The following is a 22,576-nucleotide window of genomic DNA, read 5'->3' on the forward strand; positions in this document are numbered from 1 at the left end:
GGCTGATACTTCAGTGGGAAAACCCGCGTGCCAGCATCAATGCCACGCCGAGCAACATCACCGCCGTGATCCGCTGCAACATCACGCGCCGCTTGGGGTTTTCCAGCAGATGTTTGATGCGCTGGCCGAAATAGCAGTACAGGCAACCACTGGCAAATTGCAGCAACAGGAAGGTCAAGCCGAGGATCGCGATATCCGCCGCCGAGCTGTGCTCCCCGGCCCCGGCGAACTGCGGGAAGACGGCGCTGAACATGATGATGGTCTTGGGGTTGGAAAAGCCGGTCAGCAAGCCCTTGCCGAACAGGCTGCGCGAGCCCTCCACGGCGCCGGCCTTGTCGATCGACACGCCGCTGCTGGTCCACTGCTTGTAGGCCAGGTAAAGAATGTAGGCCACGCCGACAAACTGGATGGCCTGGGTAATCGCGAGGTTGCCCTTGATCAGCTCGGAAAAGCCCACGGCAAAGATCAGGATCGAAATCAGGTACGACACACTGGCGCCGATCTGCGCCGGGATCGAACTGCGCAGGCCGTCCTTCAGGCCCAGGCTCAATAACAACAGGGTCATGGGGCCGGGACTGAAGGTCATGGTCGCGCAAAACAGCAGGAAGTAGAGAAACGAAGACAGCGTTAACGCACTTGTCATGGTCAGGGACCTTGAATGGGGCGCACGCCGCACGCGTGCGCCCATGGTTTACATCAGGCGACCGCGATTTCGGTCGTCAGGGATTCGCGGTACATCAAGGCCAGGTCAGCCAGGGCGGCCTTGGCGGTCTGGTTGCGGGTTTCGAATGCCACCAGGCCTTTCCAGTTGGTTTCGACGATGGCCTGCATGACGTCGGCGTAGTCGCAGTTGCCGTCGTGAATGCCGAAGTGCTGGTCTTGCACGCCGTTGTTGTTACTGAAGGAAATGCCCTTGATCAAATGGTGATACTTGCGCACTACCGCCGCCGGCAGGCCGTTCTCGATATTGGCGTGGCCGGCATCGAGGAAGAAGTACACGTTGTCATGGGCTTGCAGGCGCTCGAACACAAAAGCGTATTCCGCCTCATGGGTGAAGATGTAGTGGAACGGGCGATAGTTGACGTAGTTGGACAGGTTTTCCAGGTAGATGTCCGTACCCTGGGTCGCGGCGTAAGCGGCCAGTTCCTGGACTGACTTGAGGTAATGTTCCAGGGCAACTTTCTTGGCCTTGAGCACCATTTTCGGTTCGACGATGCAGCCACCGTGAATGATCAATGGCGCGCCCAGGCGGCTGGCGATATCGATTTCTTGCTTGACGTAGGCCACCGCCGCCACGCGGAACGCCTCGACGTCACTGGCCAGCGGCGCCTTGAAGTTGCCGTGGAAGACCGGCTTGACGCCGCTGGCGGCGATTTGCGCGCGCAGGCTTTCGATGCGCGCCTCGGTCCAGTCATCGACCATTTCGCCGAACAGGCTGCCGTCGACATACCAGTGGGTGCACTGCCCTTCGATGGCGGCTTGCAGGCCCTGTTCAGCGTCCAGGTACTTCTGGTGGGCCACACCGGTACAGAACGGCACGGCAGAGTTGATCAGTTTGCTTTCCATGGAGCGATTCCTTTCGTTGATGGAGGGTCAGGCGTGTGAAGGGTCAGCGAGTTCGATGGCCATGAAATCGGCCTTGGTCACGCCGCAATCCGGGCATGTCCAGTCTTCAGGCACCTCTTCCCAAGGGGTGCCTGCGGGTATTCCATCCTCCGGAATGCCCAAGGCTTCTACGTACATAAAACCGCAGGGTGTACACATATAAGTTTTCATGAGAATGCAAAATCCATTGCTCGGGAGTAGGAAATTCCGCCAATTCCTGGCGAGATGGCGCGCAGTCTAGGGGAATGGCATTGCGCCAGGCAGGTAAAGTGATGCCTAATCCGGCCTAACTTCACCGGTAAAAGTACCGGCAAACAAAAGGACGCTTCATGTTGGTATCCGCCATCGCCTTTGTGGAAGGCACACCCAAGGTCCAGCAGATCGTGGAGGCCTTCAGCCAGGCCATCGAGGCCGGTGAATGGGCGCCCGGCAGCAAGTTGCCGTCGGTGCGGGCGTTGACTGAAATCCTCGGTGTCAGCAAATTCACCCTCAATGAGGCCCTGGACCGCCTGCGCGGGCGCAACCTGCTCACCTCCAGCCAGGGCCGTGGCTATTTCGTGGCGATGGACACTGCGCGCCCGGCGTCGGTGACCTGGGTCGACCTGCTGCCCCAGGACCTGCTCAGCGTGTTGCGCCGCCCGCTGGCCACCGCCACTGGCGAGCTACGCCCCGGCGGCGGGCACTTGCCGGAAGACTGGTTGAACGGCGAAGCGATCCGCCAGGCCATGCGCAGCGTGGTGCGCGCGCCGTCGCTGCGCATCGCCGGGCTCGGCACGCCGGCCGGGCTGTTGCCGTTGCGCCAGGCGCTGCAACAGAAACTGCACGGCGAAGGCCTGTCGGTGCCGGTGGAACAGATCATTACCACGCCCAACACCGTGCAAGGCCTGGACATGCTCATGCGCTTGCTGGTGCGTCCCGGCGACACGGTGCTGCTGGACGCGCCGTGCTACTTCAACTTCCACGCCAACCTGGCCCTGCATGGGGTCAAGGTGGTGACTCTGGAACGTCGCCCCGACGGCTTCGACTTCACCGCCCTGGAACACCTGCTGGCCGAACACCGGCCCAGCCTGTACCTGACCACCAGCGTCTTGCATAACCCCACCGGCCATTCCTTCAGCCCCAGTCAGGCGTTTCGCCTGCTGCAACTGACCCAGCAATACCACTGCCATATCGTCGAGGATGACCTCTACGGCGACCTGCACCCCAACCCGCCACCACGCCTGGCCGCCGTCGCCGGGCTGGATCAGGTCACCTACCTGTCGGGATTCTCCAAGATCCTCAGCGCCAACACGCGCGTCAGCTACGTGGTGGCCGCGCCACAGCTGGCCGCCAACCTGACCAATATGAAGTTGATGAGCGGCGGCGTGACCTCGGAGCTGTTCGAGCAGATCGTGTACCGCATGCTCAGTGAGGGCAGCTATGCCAAGCACCGCAAGCGCATGGTCCAGCGTCTGATGGAAGCCGGTGGGCGCGTCGAACAGTGGCTCAAGCGCTGCGGTTGCGAACTGCCGATGGCGTTTGAAGGCGGCATGTTTATCTGGGCGCGCCTGCCGACCGGCGTCAACGGCGAGCTGCTAGCCCAGGAAGCCCTGAAGCGCAGCATGGTGCTGGCGCCCGGCACACTGTTCGGCTACGACCCGGCGCATCGCGACCTGATGCGGTTCAATGTGGCTCACAGTGATGAGCCGCGGGTGCAGCGGGTATTCGAGGCGTTGTTGGTGCAGGCGGTACGGGCAGCTTGAGTGGCGTTGCCGTCACCCCGGCAACGGCATCACCCGCAACGGCCGCACCGATTTGTAGGAAAAGCTCGAATAGATTTCTTTCACACAGGGCAGGGTCTGCAGAACTTCCCTGGCGAATTCGCCAAACGACTCCAGGTCCTTGGCCACCACTTCCAGCAGGAAGTCATAGCGCCCCGACACGTTATGGCAGGCCACAATCTCCGGAATCGCCAACAGCCGCTGCTCGAACGCCCGGGCGATTTCCTGAGTGTGGCTTTCCATCATGATGCTGACGAAGGCGGTCACCCCATAGCCCAGGGCCTTGGGGGACAGGATCGCCTGGTAACCGCTGATCACCCCGCTCTCTTCCAGGTTGCGCACCCGTCGCCAGCACGGCGATGTGGTCAGGGCAACGCGCTCGGCCAGTTCGGCCACGGTCAGGCGAGCGTTGCCCTGCAACGCGTTTAAAAGGGCTTTATCGGTGCGGTCCAGACTGACAGGCATAACGTGCCTCTATTCATTGTTTTTATCGGGTTTTCATCCAGGAACGCCGGCGTTTCGAGCCATTTTTGCAACGTTCAACTGTGGTTATGAGCATAGCATTGTAGGAAATAAGGAGCGCCCGACATGAAAAATAAACACCTAGGGTTCGGTTTTTCTACCCGCGCCATTCATCACGGTTACGATCCCAAGGACCATCACGGCGCCCTGGTACCGCCGATCTACCTGTCGGCCACTTTCGCTTTTCCGACCGCCGAGTACGGCGCGGCCTGCTTTGCCGGGGAGGCCTCCGGTCACTTCTATACGCGCATTTCCAACCCGACCCTGGCCCTGCTGGAGTCGCGCATGGCCGCCCTGGAAAACGGCGAGGCCGCAGTGGCGTTCAGTTCCGGGATGGGCGCGATTGCCGCGACGTTCTGGACCCTGCTGCGCCCAGGCGACGAGATAATCGTCAGTCAGACGCTGTACGGCTGCACCTTCGCCCTGCTGCATGGCATCGGCGAATTCGGCATCAAGGTGCGCCATGTCGACCTCACCGACCTGGCCGCCCTGCAAACGGCACTCGGCCCCGCGACCCGCATGATCTACTGCGAGACCCCGGCCAATCCCACCCTGCGCCTGGTGGACATCGCCGCCGTGGCCCGGCTCGCCCACCAGCAATCGAATGTCACCGTGGTGGTCGATAACACCTATTGCACGCCCTACCTGCAACGGCCCCTGGAGCTGGGTGCCGATGTGGTGGTGCACTCGGCCACCAAGTACCTCAGCGGGCATGGCGATATCACCGCTGGCATTGCGGTGAGCAGTCACGCGATAGCGCAACGCATCCGCCTGCAAGGGCTCAAGGACTTGACCGGCGCGGTGATGTCCCCGCAGGACGCCGCCTTGCTGATGCGCGGCCTCAAGACCCTCGCGCTGCGCATGGACCGCCATTGCAGCAACGCCCAGGCGGTGGCCGAAGCCCTACAGGCGCATCCCGCCGTGCAGTGGGTGACCTACCCTGGGCTGGCGTCTTTCCCACAATACGAACTGGCTGCGCGGCAAATGAAGCAATCCGGCGGCATGATTGCCTTCGAGCTCAAAGGCGGAATCGACACCGGGCGGCGCTTCATGAACGCGCTCAAGCTGTTTACCCGCGCGGTCAGCCTGGGCGACGCCGAATCACTGGCCCAGCACCCGGCCAGCATGACCCACTCCACCTACACCCCGGAGGAACGCGCGCAACACGGCATCAGCGAAGGCCTGGTGCGCTTGTCGGTGGGGCTTGAGGACGTCGCCGACCTGTTGGCGGATGTGCAACAGGCACTGGGCAAGTGTGCCCGTGCGGTTGCGCGTCCAACGTTGCTGGCCGCGCACGCGGTGAAGTAACCGTCGGGCTGTGGTAACGGGCTATAAGGAGCCCCAGGCACATCAAGCCGGATCGCGTTCATCCAACGCACGCGCCGCCAACGCACCCATCACCCCGCCTGCGATTGGCGCCAGCCAGAACAACCAGAGCTGTGACAGGTATTGCGCCCCGGCAAACAACGCCGGCCCCGTGCTTCGCGCGGGGTTGACCGACGTGTTGGTCACCGGGATCAGCGCCAGGTGAATCAGGGTCAGCGCCAGGCCGATGGCGATGGGTGCAAAGCCGGCAACCGCGCCCGGCGCCGTGACGCGCATGATGATCAACACAAAAAAGAACGTAGCGATCAGCTCGGCCAATGCAGCGGACTTCATGTCGAAGTGGCCGGGACTCAGCGGGCCATAACCGTTGGCGGCAAAACCGCCGAGTTCGAAACCGGGCTGGCCGTTGGCGATCAAGTACAGTGCTGCGGCCGCCAGAATTGCGCCAATCACCTGCGCCGCGATGTAAGGCAACACATCAGCACCACACACCCGACGCCCCGCCCATAAGCCAATGGTCACCGCCGGGTTGAAATGCCCGCCGGAAATACCGCCCACTGCATAGGCCATGGTCAACACGGTAAGACCGAATGCCAGAGACACCCCTGCAAAACCAATACCCAACTCTGGAAACGCCGCCGCCAGGATGGCACTGCCACATCCGCCGAAGGTCAGCCAGAAAGTACCCAGAAGCTCTGCGATCAAACGCTTTTGCACAATTGACTCCATTGCAGTTCATGCCGTCACACGGGGGGTGGGCGGTCCCGCGCGACGGTAGCAATGGACATTGATGAGCCCTATAGGACTTGTCCGGTTTTGTGTGGGAGGGGGCTTACCCTAATGCCAGTCAGTTAAGCGTACACCACCGTCTGTAGGAGCGAGCTTGCTCGCGAAAAACTCACAGGCACCGCGTTTATTCAGGAAGCACGCGTTATCGTTGACGTTTTTCGCGAGCAAGGGCTAGCCGCCCGCCTCGCTCCTACAAAAAGCCTTGACTGACTGGCATTAGCCCAGGGCCGCCCTCTATTTTTCCCGTTCAGCTCTGCACCACACCCGTCCCAAACCGCCGAATCGCCAGGCAATACCCCACCAACCCCAGCGCCGCCAGCAACCCGCCCGCCGCGCCGATCCAGGCGAAGCCGAAGTGGCTGCCGACCCAGCTGCCCATCAGCGCGCCGCCGCCGATGCCGATGTTGTAGATGCCGGAAAACATCGCCATCGCCACGTCCGTGGCGTCCGGCGCGAGCACCAGTACCTTGGACTGCATCGCCAGGCCGAAGCCCATGATCGCCATGCCCCAGAACACGCTCAGCACCACCAGGTAGGATTGGGCGCCGCTCAACGGCAGCATCAGCGCCAGGCAGGCCGCGAGCAGGAACACGCAGCTGATCACGAACACGTGCGGATTGAACCGATGCACCAGGCTGAACAGCAGCGAGCCGATGATACCGGCACCGCCGAACACCAGCAGGATCAGGGTGACCGCACTGCCGCCCAGGCCGGCGACACCTTCGACGAAGGGTTCGATGTAGCTGTAGGCGGTGAATTGTGCGGTGACGGTCATCGCGGTCAGCACGTAGAGCGCCACCAGTGCCGGGCGTTTGAACAGCAACGGCAGGCTGCGCAGGGAGCCGGAGTTCTGGCTCGGCAGCGGCGGCAAGGTGCGCGCCAGCCAGAACACCAGTGCGGCCGCAAACGCGGCGATCACCAGGAAGGTGGTGCGCCAGCCCATGGCCTCGCCGAGCAGGCGGCCAAGGGGAATGCCCAGCACCATCGCCAGGGAGGTGCCGGTGGCGAGCAGGCCAAGGGCTTGCACCTGCTTGCCCACCGGTGCCAGGCGTACCGCCAGGGAGGCGGTGATCGACCAGAACAACGCATGGGCCAGGGCGATACCGATGCGGCTGACCATCAGCAGGCCGAAGCTGGTCGCCACGCTGGACAGGATATGACTGGCGATAAACAAGCCAAACAACACGATCAGCAACTTGCGCCGTTCGACGTTACGCGTGAGCAGCATCACCGGCAACGATGTCAGCGACACAATCCACGCGTAAATAGTGAGCATCAGGCCGACGCTGGCCACGGGCATATCAAAGCTGGCGCCGATAGCGCTGAGCAGGCCGACCGGCACGAATTCGGTGGTATTGAACACAAACGCGGCCAGCGCCAGGGCGATGACCGGTTGCCAATTGGCTTGAGGGGTTGCGGCTGAAAGGCTCATTGACGGGCGAGGTACTCTGACAGTGATCAAACGGCCGCGCAGGACACGCGGGGCCGTTGAGCATTCTATAGGTTTCCTGCGGTGCTGTTGGCGCCGATCCGGCCCGGTTATCGTGCGAAAGTCAGGGCGACGTCAGGGTGACCACATAAGCGCCGGTCTGAATCGGCTTGCCGAACGCGTCGACCAGCAGATACTGCTGCTCGTAATATTGCCCGGTCCGAGCCTGCGACACCCGCCGCGCGCTGGCTCCGTCGACGCCGGCCACCGTGACGACTTTGCGCACGTCGATGTGCGTGCGCTGCCCGGCAGAGGAGCATCCGGTCAACTCCATCGAAGCGCCACTGCGCGCATTTGTCGCGCAGGGTGCCTCGACAATGCTGCCGCTGAATTGGATCACGCCCTGGGGTGCCGCCATGCATGCCCCCGTCCACAGGGCAACGAATCCTGTGACCACTGTTAAACGTTTTACATTCATGCCGACGCTCCTTCTGGGTTATTAAGAAGGTAGTCGTCATTCTTGGCACGGACTTGAGGTGTTTTTGCGCTGTTAAGCAACCACTGACAGACGCGATGGATCAACCTTGCTCAGTAACGCTCTGACTGGCCCACCTTCAGGCCATGGAGCCGGGCTGAAAACGACGTGCCTCAAAGCCTCGGCGCTCAACATCGCCAGGCGACACGCCGGCACGTCGTAGACCAGCACTTGCACCCTTGAGGCAAGGTCGCGCAAAAAGTCGCGCAGGTCGAAGCGCTCCCTGATCACCAACTGGGCATTGACCAACAGCAGATCGAAGCCTCGCTCGCCATACCCGAGTAGATCCAGCATTTGTTCCCGGCTCGATACTGGCGCAATGGCGTAATAGCCTTGGTGATTGATATCCCGCTCCAGACGCAGCCGACGTATGTGCTGAGCGTCGGCGATCATGATGCGCAGCGCTTTATTGATCACAGGTCGCCACCGTTGAACTGACTGGAACGTGCGTTGCGCTGTAACCAGCGCAGCAAGTCATCCCCTTTCATAGGTCGGGCGAACCAATACCCCTGGCCCAAGGTGCAGCCCAATTGGAGCAGCGCCTGGTGTTGTTCAAGCGTTTCGATACCTTCTACCACCACTGACATGCCCAACGTTTTTCCCAAGGCCAGGGTGCTGCCGATGACCGCCCGGCAGCGCGGTTCTTGCAGTAGGCCACGCACAAACTCGGCGTCGAGCTTGATCTCGTTGAAAGGCAACTGGCAAAGACGCTGCAACGAGGAAAATCCGGCACCGAAGTCATCGATGGACAATCGACAACCCATCATGCGCAGGCGCACCAGATTTTCCAGAGAAACCGCAGGCACTTCCAGCAGGCCGCTTTCAGTGAGTTCGAACGTAATGCCAAAACCCAATGCCTGGAAGTCGGCCAGGACATCTTTGATCACAACGATTAAACCCGCATCGGCTAATTGGCCGGCTTGCAGGTTAAACGCCAGGCCCAAATTCACCCCCATCCCCTTGACCTGTCGCTGCAGCGTCAATGCCTGCCGCATCAAGGCCAATAGTAAGGCGTCCATCAGGCCCGCGCGCTCGATCGCCGGCAGAAATACCGCAGGCGATAGAACGCCTTTGAAGGGATGGTTCCACCGCGCAAGCACTTCCACACCTTGAAGCGCGCCGGTCTGCAAGTCGAATTTGGGCTGGTAATAGGCCTCCAGTTGCTGATCGGCCATGGCGTGACGCATCTGTTGTTCATCAGCTGTATCCAGACCCGTCGCGGGTTCGCCTGGAACTGGGCCTTGTCTCAACGCGAGCTCAAGCAACGGTTGCAGCGTCTCCTTCAGCAGCGGCTTACCGACATCGCCCAACATGTTCACGCCCAACAGCGCGCCCATTTGCCGCACCGCAAGGCGCACATCGCCAGGTAAGCCACTGCTGACGATAATCGCGCCCACCTGCCCGGCGGCACTGATGCGCTGGATGAACTCCAACCCATCCATGCCATCCATTTGCAGATCGCACACCACGACGTCCACATAGCCTGCACATTGAAGGACGGCCAGGGCCTCGCTACCGCTGGAGGCTTGCAGCACCTCCTGACACCCCAACTGCTTGAGCAGGCTGACGGCCATGGAACGTTGGAAAAGGTGATCTTCAAGCACCAATACCCGAATAGGCAGAAAGGTCATGGCAAGCGCTCAGTAATAATCGATGGTGAACGTGGCGGTGGCGTTTGCCGGGCCGGCGCTGATGCTGTCTTCGGTCTGGATGTAGCGCGCCTTGAGCGGGATGGAATAACTGGCACCTTCCTCGGCTCGGGGAGTAATGCCACTGGCGCGCAAGGTGGCCAACGGCAAAGGGGTGCCATGACTGTCGGCGATCTGTACGCCCACGCCAGTTGCAGCCGGCGCATCGCCCCCCGCACTGGCGTTAAGTTTGAAGATGCCCAGCACCGGGTTGATGGCTGCCACAGTCGGGTCTATGCGCACGCGCAAAGTGTTGTTCTTGCGCGATTCCAGGTTGTTCGAGGTACCGTCGCTCAGCCAGCGCGGACCAGTGCCCTGGTAATAGCCGTTGAAGGCCGGACAGTTGTTCAGCGCGATGGAAAAATCCTTCCACGGAGTAAAAGTGTTCCTGCCGCTGAACTCGTTGGTCAAATGCGTCCCCATCGGCACACTGACGTCCGGTGTCGAACAAGTGCGCGAGACGATATTGATGTTGCCGGAAAAGTTGACCTGTTGAAACTCGACGGTATTGCTGGTGATGAAGCTTTGCGCCATGGTTGGCAATAATGCGCCTTGGATCGTGCCCGCGCTTACCTCTCCGATCTTGATGAACGACATGTCAAACACCAACGTGGGACCGATATTCCAGTTACATCCGGCGGTCCCATTGCCACAGTTGGTGCCGAACCCGGAAAACGGTAACGTGCTGCCGGAATACCACAATGCAACGCCAATGCCCTTGACCCCGGTCTCATAGACTTTCCCCCCGTGAGGCGTGCCGGTCCAGTTGGCCAGGGGCAGCGGCGTGGAGGCCAACGAACGCCTGGTCTCAATACTGTAATTGCCTGCCGAGCATCCCACCGTCAACCCACTGACAGGGGTGAAGGTTTGCCGATAAATCTCCGCCCCCAGCGGCACATCGCGTCCCACGGTCAGATTCCCGCCCAACAGCGGTTGGGTACGCACCATCTTCATTGAGCCGGCGTTGATATTGCAGTCAGCGAACGCTGCCCCCGCCGCCAGCCACAACCCTGCCACCAGCGCACCTGTTTTCAACCGTTGCATGGCTTTCATCACAATGTCTCCTGTGCGCTGTTCACAGAAGCAACGCGTTTATCGAATTGAACCATCGAGCACACAACGTCCACTTGGCGCAGTTGTTTGCCATCACTTTTCCCTGGCGGCAACGCCAATGCACATTGCTGCCCGGCTTGCGGCCCCCAACTGATCAACAGCCGGCGCGCGTCGTCCTTGACCCGTGCGTAGAGCTGGCCGCCCTGCCCGACCACGCCGACCGATACGCCACGATCATCATCAACCGTGGCGCCAAACGGCAGCGCACCGCCATCGGCCAAGGTCACGTTGAGCAACACGGCCTGGCCGTTACTGGTGCCGTACTTGAGCGCCACCACCGCCCCGGCGCGTGGCGCGACCTGCTGGCTGGTTTCGGTCAGTTCCACATCCAGCGAGGTGCCCAGTGGGTCGATCGCCACCTCGTTCAACTCATAAGGACGCAAATAAGGCACCACGGCATTACCGCGAGCGTCGAGCTTCAAGCCAGGAAATCCGACGACTTTGGCACCCTCGGCCCCCGGCGCACTGACGACCGCCAGGGTTTCGCCGCGATAAGGCGTGAAGGTTACGCCCGCAGGATGGGCGACCACGCTGCCGCTGGCATTCACGGACAGGCTGTCATAGCCTTCGCCGCGACTGACTGTGGCACCGACGATTGCCTTTGGCCCGATGTACTGGCCATTGACCGAGGTGCTATTGGCCCCAGTGGCGCCCTCATGACCACCGGTCAGGCTGTATTGATACTGACGGTCTTCACCGGCGGTACCACTGAGGGTCGCTTGCTGACTGTATTGACCTTGGGTATCGCGCATGACTCGCGCCGATAGCTGTGGCTGGTTGGACGACTTGCCAAACTCCAGCGGCATACTCACCGTAAACAACACGCTGGTGTCCATTTCGCCCAGCCCCACACGGCTGCGATTGGCGCTGACGCCATAACTGACCTGGCGCACCTGTTTGTTGTAGCTGAACTGGTACTGCACGTCCCGCCCGGATTGGTTCCAGTAGTTTTGGGCGAAGCCGCTGAAGGCTACTTGCCCCCAATCGCCAAGGCTCTGGTTGGCAGTCAGCGACAAGCGACTGCGCGGCCGCCCATACGACGCCGTGTCGAGCCCGTTGCGTTCGGCATCGAGCAGTTGCATGGCGTTACTGAAATCCAGATAGTCCTGTGTGGAAAAGCGAGTAGCGGCTACAGCAAAGTTGCTGCCGGTGCTGAGAATGTTTTTGCTGTAGCTCACGCGGGCGCTCTGACCGTTGGCCTGGCCACTCTTGAGCCGGGTCTGTGCCTGGGTCAGGTCAACGGCCACGGCACCCAGCGGGGTGCTGAAAGCCAGGCCGCCCAGCACGGAACGGTAATCGTCACTGCTCTGGACACCGCCATAACCCGTAAAAATATTGGTCAGGCCCAACTGATAGGTGCCTTGCACAAGCTTGGCCTGGCGGTCGAGGTAGTTACTGCGGGTCTCACCCGCCGTCACGCTGAAACGCGATGTGCCCGGACGCAAGAGTTGCGCAGTCGCCGCGTAAGGCACGACAAAGCGCTGCTCGCTGCCGTCCGCTTCGTACACGGTGACCTCAAGGTCACCGCCGTAACCGGTGGAATACAGGTCGTCAATCACGAACGCGCCCGGAGCTACCGTGGTTTCGTATAACAGATTGCCAGCCTGACGCACCGCGACCCTGGCCCCGGTCCGGGCGATGCCGCGGATAACCGGCGCGTAACCGCGTTGGGATTCCGGCAACATACGGTCGTCGGTACCCAGTTGCACACCACGGTAGGCCAACGTGTCAAAGATCTCGCCGCTGGTGTTCGCTTCCCCCACGGTCAATTGGCTTTTCAAGCGGGTCACATCGCGCTGGGCGTAGGTGTTGAGCGTCTGGTAAACCTGGCCCGTATCCTTCTGCCAGTTCATCGAGCCGTTATGGCGCAGGCGCCAGTCACCCAGGTTCAAACCCGCGTTGAGGCCCAGGTAGGCCGAGTCGTAATTGCCGAAATCGGTTTTATTGTGATTGGCATTGAAGGTGTAACTCAGGGTTGCAGCAGTCACGCCGCGATCCCACAGTTCGGGGCTCACATAGCCCCGGGCGTCACGACGCAGGGCGATCTGCGGGAGGCTGATATCCAACTGCTGGTTGGCAGGGGAAAACGTCGCCGTCGCCCCTTCGATCAACTGCCCAAGCGCAAGACACGTAGCGCCGCTTTCCAGTTCGGACGTGGCCTGTACCGATAATTTGTGCATGTCCACACCGATCAGCTCAAGCAAGCCGCGGGTGATGCACACCACAGGCTGGCTGCCGTCCGACTCGGCATTGATGCGAATGTCCTGGCGACTGACCAAGGTGCCGTTGACCGCCACGTCCGCACGATACTGACCCGGCAACACCGGATTACCTTTTTCGTATTGGGTCAGGTCAAGGCTACGCGAGTCTTCCGGCAGGAAGGCATCGTTGAATTGCACCTCTTCGGCCCATGCCAATGGCGCCGTCAAGACACCGGGCAGCAAAGCCAGGGCCTTGAACATCAGCGCTGTTACAGAATTCAAGGCAAAGCGAGGGCAAGCCTGGCAGCCGTGGCCCAGACGTTGGAAAGTCGTCATAAATTACTCGTGCGCAGGCGCGTTCGCGTGAAAGTCAGGGCGTGAGCGGTTGCTTGATCGGCATCAGCGCGCCGTAATCATTGATGGCGTTGAACTCCACCTGAGCAGAGGCGGCCGGCGGCGACTGGAGCGCTGGCAGGGCGAACACTTTAGTTTCACCGGGGCCGACCATGCCGTTTTCACTCTCGTAACGCTGGTTGCCGCTCGCCAATGCCAGCTCAACCTGGGAAACGTGGTAGGCCGTCGGGTTGAACGCTTGCAACGCATACCCCTGGCCTTGCTTGATCACCGTCCACTGCAGCAGGGTCGGGGCATCGACCGGCGCACCGGGCAAGCCGTCGGGACGGTAAAAAATCTTGATGCGCGAGCGAAACGCCATTTGCAGCACATTGAGATCCGATGCACCTGCTGCCTTGGGCGGGATTTCGAGTACGTTGAGCCAGAACACCGACTCCCGGTTACCCGGCAGCGGTGCGCCGGTAAACATCAGGCGCAGGCTTTGCCCTTTGCTCGGATCGATTCGCGATACGGGGGGCGAGAGCACAAACGGTGCCTTCGAACTGGTCGGGCTGGACCGCAGATCACCGGTATCAACCCAGGCTTGTACGAGCGCCGGTTTCATACCGTTGTTATTGAGCTTGACGGTGATTTCCTTCTGGCTCGCCGGGTACACCAAGCGGGTCCCGGTAATCACCACACCGGCCATTGCCTGGGAACAGGCCAATGCCGCCAGCACCAGCGAAACACCACAACGTAGGTTTTTAAAACAGAACATAACTCACCTCATCAGCCGAATATCGGCGCGCCTGAACTCGGCGCGCAGATAGGCGAACGGCTTACTGATAGTCGACGTTGTAGGTCACGGAACTGATCACGGTACCTGGCGTGGTAGCGCCGGTGGCCAGGTATTGCACGGCATATGGCATGTTGGCTGCGCCCGTACCGTCAATAGTGTTGCGCGTAGTCTGGGTGAGCTGGTTGGTGTTGCCGGCCTGAATAACCGCGCCGCCCTGGGCATCGACCAATTGCAGTTGTACGTTGGTTGCAGTGCCGGTCATGTTGTTCAGATTGCCGGTCACCGGGTCCACAGTGGCGCCGGAGTTGAAGAAAGCAGCGGCGGTAGCGGCGGTGCCCACGCAGTTGCTCAGTTGGATATTGAAACCCGTACGACCTTCGGCCTGGCCCGCCGCCGTCAACAGCCCGGTAGAAATGGTCGGCAGTGTCACGGTGGCCACGGCCGGGGTAACCACGCCGTCCACAGCAATGGTGCAGGTCTGGTTGACCAGTTCACCGTTGAAGTTAATGGTGCCGTCAGCAGCGCTGGCGAACTGGGCAGCAGCTGCGCTGAACAGGGCGACGAGGGTAAGTGCTTGAACTTTCATGGTACTGCTCCAAAGGGAAGGTTATGAACACCGTCGCCAAGTCTGGTTGGACTGCCAGGCGCCTTAGCGACTGTGCAACACACTCAACGGCTGTCTTGTGCGACAGGTGCATCTTCCGCGTATCAGCACACCCTACCTGTAGTACCGATCCCTTGGACACGTAGGAAATTTCCCACGCAAAAAAACCACCCCAAGCTGGTTCGTCCATAAAAAAACCGCATCGAGGGATGCGGTCTTTTCGGCCTGGCACGTTCTTCAGCCCAGATAGGCATCCAGGCGTTGCTCCAGCCCTTCCATGGCTTGCTGCAAAGCATCCACTGCCTCGGTCAGCACTGCGGAATTCAGGCCTTTGCAGGCTATTTCCAATACCTCGCAGCAGTCGACCAACCAGTGCGCCTGGATAATCTTCGCACCGCCCTTGACGCGATGTGCCAGATCGCTCAAACCGATCAGGTCATGCTGGGTAAACAACTGGATCAACCGGGTCATATCCTGGGCATTGCTGGTCGCCAGATCCTGCAGCAGGCTGCGCACGCCAGCAGCGTCACCCCGGCTGAGTTGTTCAAGACTGGTCACGTCTATACCCTCGATGGTTGCAGTGGCGCCCTGCTCTGCCAGTACCGCAGCGGCGGGCACCCGTGATGCCAACCGTGCGTTGAGGTCATTGAGGCTGATGGGCTTGAACAGGCAGTCATCCATCCCGGCCTCCAGGCAACGGTCTTTCTCCTCAGGTTGAGCGTTGGCGGTCAACCCGAGAATCATCGCCGGGGCAAGCCCCCTGCTACGCTCTTCATCACGAATGGCGCGGGCCAGTTCATAGCCATTCATGATCGGCATGCTGCAATCGGTAATCACCACATCAAAATGCTGGTGACGCCAGGCCCGCAGCCCATGGGCGCCGTCTTCAGCATCGCTCACGCGATGCCCGAGGTAGCTCAATTGCTGGGATAACAACAACCGATTGGCCGGGTAATCGTCGATCACCAACACGCTCAGCGCCTGGGTCGGCGCCGATGACAATGTGCGAGGAGGCGAAGGTTCATCGACCGGCACCAGCGTTGGCAGACCGACACGCACCTCTACCTGGGTACCCTGCGTCAGCTCACTGCTCAAGGTCAGGCTGCCCCCCATCATCTCGCAGAGCGTACGGCTGATCACCAAACCCAGTCCCGAACCACTGCGAGCTGACTGTCCTTGGTCCGAGGCCTGGCTGAATGGGTGGAACAAGCGCTGCTGGTCTTCGATGGAAATGCCGCTGCCGGTGTCCTCTACACGCAGGCACAGTGCGAGACGCTCGTCGTTGAGGCTTGGCTCGGCGCTGACCTGTAAACGCACATGGCCTTGCGCGGTAAACTTGATCGCGTTGCTCAGCAGGTTCGAAACGATCTGCTTGAACCGCAGCGGGTCTACCAGTACCTGGCGGTTAAGTCTGGCGTCCAGATCAAGAATCAGGCGCAGTTGCTTTTGCCGCGCCAGCCCTTCGAAGATGCGCGCTACCGACTCCACCAACTCCAGCAGGTTGGCTCGCTGCGGGGCCAGGGACAGGCGGCCTGATTCGATGCGGGCGATATCGAGGATATCTCCGATCAGATCCAGTAGACCCCGAGCGGCGCCAGAGGCGACCTCAATGGAGACACGGTCCATATAGCCCTGATCGGCTTTTTTTTGTGCCAGTTCCAACATGCCGATGACGGCGTTCATCGGCGTGCGGATTTCATGGCTCATGGTCGCCAGGAACGTGGTCTTGGCACGATTGGCATCGTCTGCATGCTCCTTCGCTTCCCGCAGGGCTTGCAGCAGGTGCTGGCGCTCGCTGATATCGATCCAGCCACCGATCATGCCGCTGACCTCGCCATTGCTGCCCCGGTACGGCAGCATCCAGTGGTAGATCGTCAGCATTTGATCGGGCCCCATGGTCAGGCTACGGTCCTGTACGCGGGGCATGCCATCTTCCATGGCTTGCAGATATTCTTCATGGTAGGCCGCCGCCTCTTTTGGGTCATTGAGGACGCCGTCCACCACCGTCTTACCAATGACAGCCTCGCGATCCACGCCAAAGACGCTCAGATAACCGCTGTTACACAGCACCAACCGCGCGTGCCGATCACGCACATAAATAGGATGGGGCGTGCCATCGATCAGTACACGCATGAATTCCAACTGGTCATTGAGCGCTATTTCAGCCTGCCTGCGCGTGTGTATCAGCCGCCGCAAGTAAGCAATCCAAACCACGGCCGCGAGCAACAGCAACGCCGCCAGGGCGAACGCCTGAAGAATCACGGTACGGTTGCGCAGCCAATAACTGTCATCTACCGCGATTTCGCTGCGCCAGCGGTTTGTGACCTCATCGAGCTCTTCAGGCGGGATGCTGAGCAGGGCTTTCTCCAGGATCGAATACAATTCCAAGGCGCCGCGCGGGGTGGCGAACGCCGTGCGAGCCAGTTGCGTACCCACGGTGCTGGTAATGCGAAGTCGATCGCGGTATTGGCGGGAAATCATGTATCGAGCAATGATCAGCGAATTAATCGCAGCCTCCGCTTGTCCATTGGCCACCAGCGCCATCGCGTCCTGGGCGTTGCGTGCATCCACTATCTGCACCTTGGGGTATTGCTCGATGAGCAGGTCGCGCACGGGGTTGCCGTGGATCACCGCCAGCCGTTTGCCCGCCATGTCATCCAGGGTGCCCGGGCTGGAAGAATCAATGGCACTGACCAGCACGTAGGGGGTGTTCAAGTACGGCCGGGTAAAACGCAGCAAACCCTCGCGCTCGGTACTCGGCGTCAAGGTGATCAGCAGGTCGGCCTCGTTATCACGAACGCTGTCGAGCATATTTGCCACCGAATACGCGCGCCGTACTTCGAACTTCAAGCCGGTACGCAGCGATACCTTGGCCAGGACGTCCGCGCTGATTCCGCGGAACTCGCCCTGTTCATTGAAAAACGACAGCGGTAGATAACTGTCGTCCACCACGACACGCAATACCGGGTGCGCGCCCATCCAGCGTTGTTCGCCAGCACTGAAATGCAAGACAGCACGCCCGGGCATGCTGGCACCACCGGCACTCCAGCGGCGCAGAATATTCATACGCTCACTGATCGGAATCGCCGCCAATGCGGTATTGAGGATGCGTAGCAGGCGTGTGCCCGTCTGCGGTACGGCAAACGCAAAGTTGCTGGCTTCGATCTGGGAAAAATCCGCCAGTTGCACGTTATTGAGGTAGTTTTTGCTGATCAGGAAATTTGCGCTGATGGCATCGCCCAAATACACGTCGGCGTTCCCGAAGGCCACTGCACCAATTGCGCTCAGGGTCGAAGGAAACAACTGCAAGGTGGCCTTGGGGTAAAACGCTTTGACGGCCTCGGGTGACAGGTAGTGATACAACATCGCGATTTTCTTGCCGGCCAGGTCTGGCATCAGTGCGCTGCTGTCGCCCAGTCGGGTGACCAGGGTCGGCATGTCCTCGGCATAGGCCGTCGACAACAGCAGCCCGGCATCGGCGGCTTCATATCCATTGGCGACCCCTAGGAAGTCTACTTCGCCACGCTTGAGCGCCTCGATCACCTCGGCGCGGGAGGCGAATCGGCGCACCTGCACCCGAACACGCAACAGCTCGCTCAGCAACTGCGCGTAGTCAGCCGTCATGCCTTCATAATCGCGGTCATTGCTGGCCATGCCCAGGGGTGCATAGTCCGGCGCCGAATCCCCCAGGATCAGCACATCCTTGCCACGCAACCAGCTCCAGTCAGCCTCGGCGAGCGCTGCACTGTAGCCATCGACATGGGAACGTCCCAGCACCTGGAAAGTATCTGCCTGCAAGTCCGCCAACACCGTGCCGTTCAGGGTCATGCCCAACGCCGCTGCCGCGATCCATGTACGCAAGTCAGTGCTCATCAAACCAGATTATTGCGTTTGGCAAAATCAGCGAGGTATACCACTGATTTAACGTTGAGCTTTTCGATCAAACGCGTTTTGTAAGTGCTGATGGTCTTGTTACTGAGCAGCATCGAATCGCCGATTTCTTTGTTGCTCAGGCCCTGGGACAAGCGTTGCAGGATCGTCAGCTCACGATCGGAAAGGCTTTGGATCAACTCCAGATCGGTGACCTCGCTATCGCTGCGACGCACTGAGCTGCCTGCCAGGTTCGGGAAGAAGGTATAGCCCCCCATCACTGCTTTGATGGCCTTGTTCAATTCATCCAGATCGTTGGTCTTGGAGAGATAGCCGGCGGCACCCGCCTTCATGCAGCGCATCGAATAGAACAGCGGCGACTGCGAGGTCAGTACCAGGATCTTGCACTTGAGGCCCAGCGCGCAGATACGCGCGATCACCTCCAGCCCATCCAGCTTCGGCATGGCAATATCCAGCACGATCAGATCCGGCTCGAATTCACGCGCCATCTGCACCGCGTCCGCCCCATTGTCCGCTTCGGCCACAACGTCAAAATGCTCCTGCTTCAACAGCATTTTGACCGATGAGCGAATGAACGGATGATCGTCCACAACTAGCGCTTTAAACATAACTACCTCTGGAAGACACACCGGCGAAGCCGATGACACCTATGTCCGTCGCGTAAACTGTGGGACCGCTGTTCGGTGATACGCCGTTCAAACTACACGAGCGTGGTTCAAGTGTAGGAAGTATCTCGGGATATCAGGAGAAATCGCTTTGCGTACGCTGGCTGGCAAAGTGCGCTTCAAGCCACGGCAGCAGTCGATACCCTGCCATCGGCCGCGCCAGGTAAAACCCCTGACCGATCTCGCAGCCCAGGGCCAGCACACCTTCATGACTGCGTTGGGTGCCGATTCCCTCGATCACCAGGCTCATGTCCAGCGAACGAGCGAGTGCCAGGGTGCTGGCAACCATGGCTCGACTGTGAGGTTCGTCGACATGACGAACGAACGCACCGTCGAGCTTGAGTTGATTGAAAGGAAGCTGGCAAAGCAGTTTGAGCGATGAAAAGCCCGTGCCGAAGTCATCGATGGACAGGCTGCAGCCCAACAGGCGCAGGCGCAACAAGTTTTCCTGAAGGCGCGGTGAGAGGTCCAGCAAGCCGTTTTCCGCCAACTCGAACAGCAACGTGGTGCCGGGAAACCCGTGGCGGAGCAAAGCCTGCTGGATATGCAGCAGCAATTGGTCGTCGAGCAATTGCGAGGCATGCAGGTTGAAGGCCAGTTCGAGCTGGATCTGTTGACGGCGCAGCATGCCGAGAAGGTTAAGACCTTGCTCCAGAAGTTGCTTGAACATCGGGTCGATCAGGTCGTAAGCCAGCACAGCCGCCAGAAACTGCGCGGGCAGCAACACACCCCTGGTGGGGTGCTCCCAGCGCACCAACGCTTCCACGCCGGCCAGTTGCCCGGTACCTAGCATGAATTTGGGCTGGTACCAGGCGCGAAACTCCCCCAGCGCCAGGCCCTGATGGATCTCCTGCTCACTGGGCAACGCCCTGGGTACTGGTAGGCGCACCGGCGGCAGGCGCCGTCGCCAAGAACGGTGCAGTAAATGGCGCAGGGCACGCAATTGAAGGGGCTGGCTCAACACGCCAAGCATCTGCAGGCCCGAGAGAGAACGCATTTGGGCGAGTGCGCGTCGCAGCTCCGGGCGCAGCTCGCTGCATAAAGCTACCGCCTGTACCAGCCCTGCCTGCCTGGCGCAACGCAGGAACTCCAGGCAGTCCAGGCTCCTGTCGGCCAGATCACAGAGCACAACATCAACGCCCCCGCACGCGTGCAGCTGCGCCATGGCGTGTTTGGCATTACTGGCCTGGCGTATCTCCTGCAAGCCCAGCCGATCAAGCATCTTGATCAGCACGCTGCGTTGAAATCGTTGGCTTTCCAGAACCAGTACGCGGGGATGGACCATTTTTAATCAACCACCTGGCAGAAGCGAAGGCGGTCATAGTGGCGGGAAGCCATTTGAATCAGTAAGGGAAGCGTCCCACCAGCTTGTAGGAAATTTCCCAGCGCTATACGTAAAGCTGACTCACGGATCCACCTGCCTCATCAACTCAGGAATGCTTTCCGGTCGATTTGCATAGCGCTGGGCCAACGCCGCGCACACCATCAGCTGGATCTGGTGAAACAGCATCAGCGGCAGGATCAGCACGCCCATGGTCGCCCCGGCGAACAGCACCTGGGCCATGGGCACGCCGGTGGCCAGGCTTTTCTTCGAACCGCAGAACAGGATGGTGATGCGGTCTTCCTGGTTAAAGCCGAACGCCTTGCCCAGCAGCGCGGAGGCCACCAGCACCAGGGCCAGCAACACGCAGCACGCCACCACCAGCCCACCCAGTTCCCACAGCGGAATCTGGTGCCAGATGCCTTCGTTGACCGCTTCGCTGAAGGCGCCGTACACCACCAGCAAGATCGAGCCTTGGTCGACGAATTTGAGCCAGGCTTTATTGCGGCCCACCCAGTCGCCGATCCAGCGCCGAGCGATTTGGCCGGCGACGAACGGCAGCAGCAACTGCACGCTGATCTTCAGGATCGCATCGACGGTGGAGCCGCCATCGCCGTGCACATCAAGCAGCAGGGTCACCAACAACGGCGTCAGGAAGATCCCGAACAGGCTCGAGGCCGCCGCGCTGCAGATCGCCGCCGGGATGTTGCCGCGCGCCAGGGAGGTGAAGGCAATCGCCGACTGCACCGTGGCCGGCAGCGCGCAGAGATAAAGCATACCCATGTACAGCTCGTTGCCGATCAGCGGTGACAGCAGCGGCTTGAGCGCCAGGCCGAGCAGCGGAAACAGCACGAAGGTCAGGCTGAACACCAGCAGGTGCAGACGCCAGTGCCCGGCCCCGGCGACGATGGCCTGGCGTGACAGCTTGGCACCGTGCAGGAAAAACAGCAGCGCGATGGCGAAGTTGGTGACCCAGCCAAAGGCCACGGCGGTCTGGCCGCTGGCCGGCAGCAAGGAGGCGAGGATCACCGTGGCGATCAGCGTCAGGGTGAAGTTGTCGGGCAGGAAACGTGGACGGGTCATAAGCAAATCTTCCAGGGGTTGCCAAGAGCATCTTGGCGACTCTAACGTAACGACCTGTTACCGACTAACGCCAATGAGCCAGCAAATGCCGCCTAAAGGACACGAAAAAACCGTCCGCCGCAGCGTACCCGGGCTGTCCAGCCTGCCACGACCGGTGTATGGGCGCACCGAATCCTTGCCCAACCGCGCGCTGACGCGGCGGCACAGCCATCCATGGGTGCAGTTGTCGTATGCGATTTCCGGGGTGCTGGAGATCCAGACCAGCGCCGGCCGCTTCGTTGCGCCACCGCAGCGTGCGGTGTGGATTCCGGCGGGCATGCCCCATCGCGTTTATAGCTCGCCCCATACGGAAATGCGCAGCCTTTACCTCGATTGCCGCGTGACCGCCTGGGCGGCCGAGCGCTGCCAGGTGCTGGCGGTGAGCAATTTGTTGCGCGAATTGATCCGCAGCTTCAGCGAACTGCCCGTGGAATATGCCGAGGATGGCCCCGACGGCCGCCTGGCCCAAGTGGTGTTGGACCAACTCGCTGCAGCGCCTCATGTGGATTTGATGCTGCCCTTGCCCCATGACCCGCGCCTGCGCCAGATTTACCGCAGCCTGAACCTGCATCCGGAACAGCAGACCACCCTGGGTGAGTGGAGCCGCAAGCTGGGGGTGAGCGAAAAGACCCTCAGCCGTTTGTTTGTGCGCGACACAGGGCTGACGTTTCGCGCGTGGCGCCAACGCCTGCGACTGTTGAGCGCCCTGCCCGCCCTGGAGCAAGGTGAGCGGGTGACAGATGTGGCGCTGGGCTGTGGTTATGAATCGACGTCGGCGTTTATCAACGCGTTTCGCCAGCAGTTCGAGGCCACGCCCGGTGAATTTTTTCGCTGAGCGTTGTCCAGTTAACCAAGCGCCGCGTTCAAATAATC

At 60.6% G+C, this 22,576-nt stretch carries 20 protein-coding genes; 3 read left to right on the forward strand and 17 right to left on the reverse strand.

The genetic code is table 11. From position 1 onward, the window contains the following. Positions 1–10: 10 nt before the first annotated feature. From C4J93_RS15505 to C4J93_RS15515, 3 genes are read right to left on the reverse strand one after another with little or no spacing between them, the layout of a single operon-like run. Positions 11–643: a LysE family translocator gene (locus C4J93_RS15505; RefSeq protein WP_124407513.1), complete on the reverse strand. Its 633-nt coding sequence runs from the start codon at positions 641–643 to the stop codon at positions 11–13. A 53-nt stretch (positions 644–696) separates the two neighbouring features. Then, positions 697–1,566 carry a sugar phosphate isomerase/epimerase gene (locus tag C4J93_RS15510; protein ID WP_124429841.1) on the reverse strand — a complete coding sequence of 290 codons (870 nt, stop codon included), beginning with the start codon at positions 1,564–1,566 and terminating at the stop codon, positions 697–699. Between the two features lie 27 nt (positions 1,567–1,593). Next, positions 1,594–1,776: a rubredoxin gene (locus C4J93_RS15515; RefSeq protein WP_124414940.1), complete on the reverse strand. Its 183-nt coding sequence runs from the start codon at positions 1,774–1,776 to the stop codon at positions 1,594–1,596. A gap of 158 nt (positions 1,777–1,934) precedes the next feature. Between C4J93_RS15515 and C4J93_RS15520 the strand changes: the two genes are divergently transcribed. After that, positions 1,935–3,347, forward strand: a complete 1,413-nt coding sequence (locus tag C4J93_RS15520; RefSeq protein ID WP_124429842.1) for a PLP-dependent aminotransferase family protein — start codon at positions 1,935–1,937, stop codon at positions 3,345–3,347. 12 nt (positions 3,348–3,359) lie between these two features. On the opposite strand, the gene C4J93_RS15525 is transcribed toward C4J93_RS15520, so the two are convergent. After that, the gene (locus tag C4J93_RS15525) at positions 3,360–3,830 is read right to left on the reverse strand and encodes an Lrp/AsnC family transcriptional regulator (protein WP_124367355.1); all 471 of its coding nucleotides are present in this window, start codon (positions 3,828–3,830) and stop codon (positions 3,360–3,362) included. A 123-nt stretch (positions 3,831–3,953) separates the two neighbouring features. On the opposite strand from C4J93_RS15525, the gene C4J93_RS15530 reads away from it, so the two are divergent. Continuing rightward, a complete protein-coding gene (locus C4J93_RS15530; RefSeq protein ID WP_124429843.1) occupies positions 3,954–5,195 on the forward strand; it encodes a methionine gamma-lyase in 1,242 nt (413 codons plus the stop codon). Positions 5,196–5,237: 42 nt separating this feature from the next. Here C4J93_RS15530 and aqpZ read toward each other — a convergent pair whose 3' ends face one another. From aqpZ to C4J93_RS15595, 13 genes are all read right to left on the reverse strand, one after another. Further along, positions 5,238–5,942, reverse strand: a complete 705-nt coding sequence (gene aqpZ, locus C4J93_RS15535) for an aquaporin Z (RefSeq protein WP_124429844.1) — start codon at positions 5,940–5,942, stop codon at positions 5,238–5,240. A gap of 307 nt (positions 5,943–6,249) precedes the next feature. After that, a complete protein-coding gene (locus C4J93_RS15540; protein ID WP_124371024.1) occupies positions 6,250–7,434 on the reverse strand; it encodes a sugar transporter in 1,185 nt (394 codons plus the stop codon). Between the two features lie 121 nt (positions 7,435–7,555). Continuing rightward, complete coding sequence (locus tag C4J93_RS15545) at positions 7,556–7,909, reverse strand: type 1 fimbrial protein (protein WP_124429845.1); 354 nt, start codon at positions 7,907–7,909, stop codon at positions 7,556–7,558. A 72-nt stretch (positions 7,910–7,981) separates the two neighbouring features. Then, positions 7,982–8,383 carry a response regulator gene (locus tag C4J93_RS15550; protein ID WP_124429846.1) on the reverse strand — a complete coding sequence of 134 codons (402 nt, stop codon included), beginning with the start codon at positions 8,381–8,383 and terminating at the stop codon, positions 7,982–7,984. Then, entirely contained in the window at positions 8,380–9,597 is a 1,218-nt protein-coding gene (locus C4J93_RS15555) for an EAL domain-containing protein (protein WP_164485260.1), read from the reverse strand. Before C4J93_RS15555 ends, C4J93_RS15550 begins: the two co-directional genes overlap by 4 nt. Before the next feature lie 9 nt (positions 9,598–9,606). Continuing rightward, positions 9,607–10,707 carry a fimbrial protein gene (locus C4J93_RS15560; protein ID WP_124404499.1) on the reverse strand — a complete coding sequence of 367 codons (1,101 nt, stop codon included), beginning with the start codon at positions 10,705–10,707 and terminating at the stop codon, positions 9,607–9,609. Next, positions 10,707–13,304 (reverse strand): fimbria/pilus outer membrane usher protein, encoded by a 2,598-nt coding sequence (locus C4J93_RS15565; protein WP_256660079.1) that lies wholly within the window; start codon positions 13,302–13,304, stop codon positions 10,707–10,709. The genes C4J93_RS15560 and C4J93_RS15565 overlap by 1 nt, the downstream gene beginning before the upstream one ends. 34 nt (positions 13,305–13,338) lie before the next feature. Further along, entirely contained in the window at positions 13,339–14,079 is a 741-nt protein-coding gene (locus tag C4J93_RS15570) for a fimbria/pilus periplasmic chaperone (RefSeq protein ID WP_124404500.1), read from the reverse strand. Between the two features lie 61 nt (positions 14,080–14,140). After that, positions 14,141–14,686 (reverse strand): fimbrial protein, encoded by a 546-nt coding sequence (locus C4J93_RS15575; protein WP_124404501.1) that lies wholly within the window; start codon positions 14,684–14,686, stop codon positions 14,141–14,143. A 255-nt stretch (positions 14,687–14,941) separates the two neighbouring features. Continuing rightward, complete coding sequence (locus C4J93_RS15580) at positions 14,942–18,577, reverse strand: transporter substrate-binding domain-containing protein (protein ID WP_124429847.1); 3,636 nt, start codon at positions 18,575–18,577, stop codon at positions 14,942–14,944. After that, on the reverse strand, positions 18,577–19,203 hold the full coding sequence (locus tag C4J93_RS15585; protein WP_124404503.1) for a response regulator transcription factor: 627 nt from the start codon (positions 19,201–19,203) through the stop codon (positions 18,577–18,579). Before C4J93_RS15585 ends, C4J93_RS15580 begins: the two co-directional genes overlap by 1 nt. A gap of 133 nt (positions 19,204–19,336) precedes the next feature. Continuing rightward, entirely contained in the window at positions 19,337–20,545 is a 1,209-nt protein-coding gene (locus C4J93_RS15590; protein ID WP_256660081.1) for an EAL domain-containing protein, read from the reverse strand. Positions 20,546–20,665: 120 nt separating this feature from the next. After that, the gene (locus C4J93_RS15595; protein ID WP_124429848.1) at positions 20,666–21,664 is read right to left on the reverse strand and encodes a bile acid:sodium symporter family protein; all 999 of its coding nucleotides are present in this window, start codon (positions 21,662–21,664) and stop codon (positions 20,666–20,668) included. Positions 21,665–21,749: 85 nt separating this feature from the next. Here C4J93_RS15595 and C4J93_RS15600 point away from each other — a divergent pair, with 85 nt between their 5' ends. Then, positions 21,750–22,538: a helix-turn-helix domain-containing protein gene (locus C4J93_RS15600; protein WP_124367360.1), complete on the forward strand. Its 789-nt coding sequence runs from the start codon at positions 21,750–21,752 to the stop codon at positions 22,536–22,538. Positions 22,539–22,576 lie beyond the last annotated feature (38 nt).

It is taken from the genome of Pseudomonas sp. R2-37-08W (assembly GCF_003851705.1).
Lineage (GTDB): Bacteria > Pseudomonadota > Gammaproteobacteria > Pseudomonadales > Pseudomonadaceae > Aquipseudomonas.

Bases quoted from the DNA above. Each gene is read 5' to 3' on its own strand.
- C4J93_RS15580 (WP_124429847.1), bottom strand. From the start codon at position 18,577: ATGAGCACTGACTTGCGTACATGGATCGCGGCAGCGGCGTTGGGCATG.
- aqpZ (WP_124429844.1), bottom strand. From the start codon at position 5,942: ATGGAGTCAATTGTGCAAAAGCGTTTGATCGCAGAGCTTCTGGGTACT.
- C4J93_RS15530 (WP_124429843.1), top strand. From the start codon at position 3,954: ATGAAAAATAAACACCTAGGGTTCGGTTTTTCTACCCGCGCCATTCAT.
- C4J93_RS15590 (WP_256660081.1), bottom strand. From the start codon at position 20,545: ATGGTCCATCCCCGCGTACTGGTTCTGGAAAGCCAACGATTTCAACGC.
- C4J93_RS15585 (WP_124404503.1), bottom strand. From the start codon at position 19,203: ATGTTTAAAGCGCTAGTTGTGGACGATCATCCGTTCATTCGCTCATCG.
- C4J93_RS15560 (WP_124404499.1), bottom strand. From the start codon at position 10,707: ATGAAAGCCATGCAACGGTTGAAAACAGGTGCGCTGGTGGCAGGGTTG.
- C4J93_RS15565 (WP_256660079.1), bottom strand. From the start codon at position 13,304: ATGACGACTTTCCAACGTCTGGGCCACGGCTGCCAGGCTTGCCCTCGC.
- C4J93_RS15555 (WP_164485260.1), bottom strand. From the start codon at position 9,597: ATGACCTTTCTGCCTATTCGGGTATTGGTGCTTGAAGATCACCTTTTC.
- C4J93_RS15600 (WP_124367360.1), top strand. From the start codon at position 21,750: ATGCCGCCTAAAGGACACGAAAAAACCGTCCGCCGCAGCGTACCCGGG.
- C4J93_RS15595 (WP_124429848.1), bottom strand. From the start codon at position 21,664: ATGACCCGTCCACGTTTCCTGCCCGACAACTTCACCCTGACGCTGATC.
- C4J93_RS15525 (WP_124367355.1), bottom strand. From the start codon at position 3,830: ATGCCTGTCAGTCTGGACCGCACCGATAAAGCCCTTTTAAACGCGTTG.
- C4J93_RS15505 (WP_124407513.1), bottom strand. From the start codon at position 643: ATGACAAGTGCGTTAACGCTGTCTTCGTTTCTCTACTTCCTGCTGTTT.
- C4J93_RS15510 (WP_124429841.1), bottom strand. From the start codon at position 1,566: ATGGAAAGCAAACTGATCAACTCTGCCGTGCCGTTCTGTACCGGTGTG.
- C4J93_RS15545 (WP_124429845.1), bottom strand. From the start codon at position 7,909: ATGAATGTAAAACGTTTAACAGTGGTCACAGGATTCGTTGCCCTGTGG.
- C4J93_RS15520 (WP_124429842.1), top strand. From the start codon at position 1,935: ATGTTGGTATCCGCCATCGCCTTTGTGGAAGGCACACCCAAGGTCCAG.
- C4J93_RS15570 (WP_124404500.1), bottom strand. From the start codon at position 14,079: ATGTTCTGTTTTAAAAACCTACGTTGTGGTGTTTCGCTGGTGCTGGCG.
- C4J93_RS15575 (WP_124404501.1), bottom strand. From the start codon at position 14,686: ATGAAAGTTCAAGCACTTACCCTCGTCGCCCTGTTCAGCGCAGCTGCT.
- C4J93_RS15515 (WP_124414940.1), bottom strand. From the start codon at position 1,776: ATGAAAACTTATATGTGTACACCCTGCGGTTTTATGTACGTAGAAGCC.
- C4J93_RS15540 (WP_124371024.1), bottom strand. From the start codon at position 7,434: ATGAGCCTTTCAGCCGCAACCCCTCAAGCCAATTGGCAACCGGTCATC.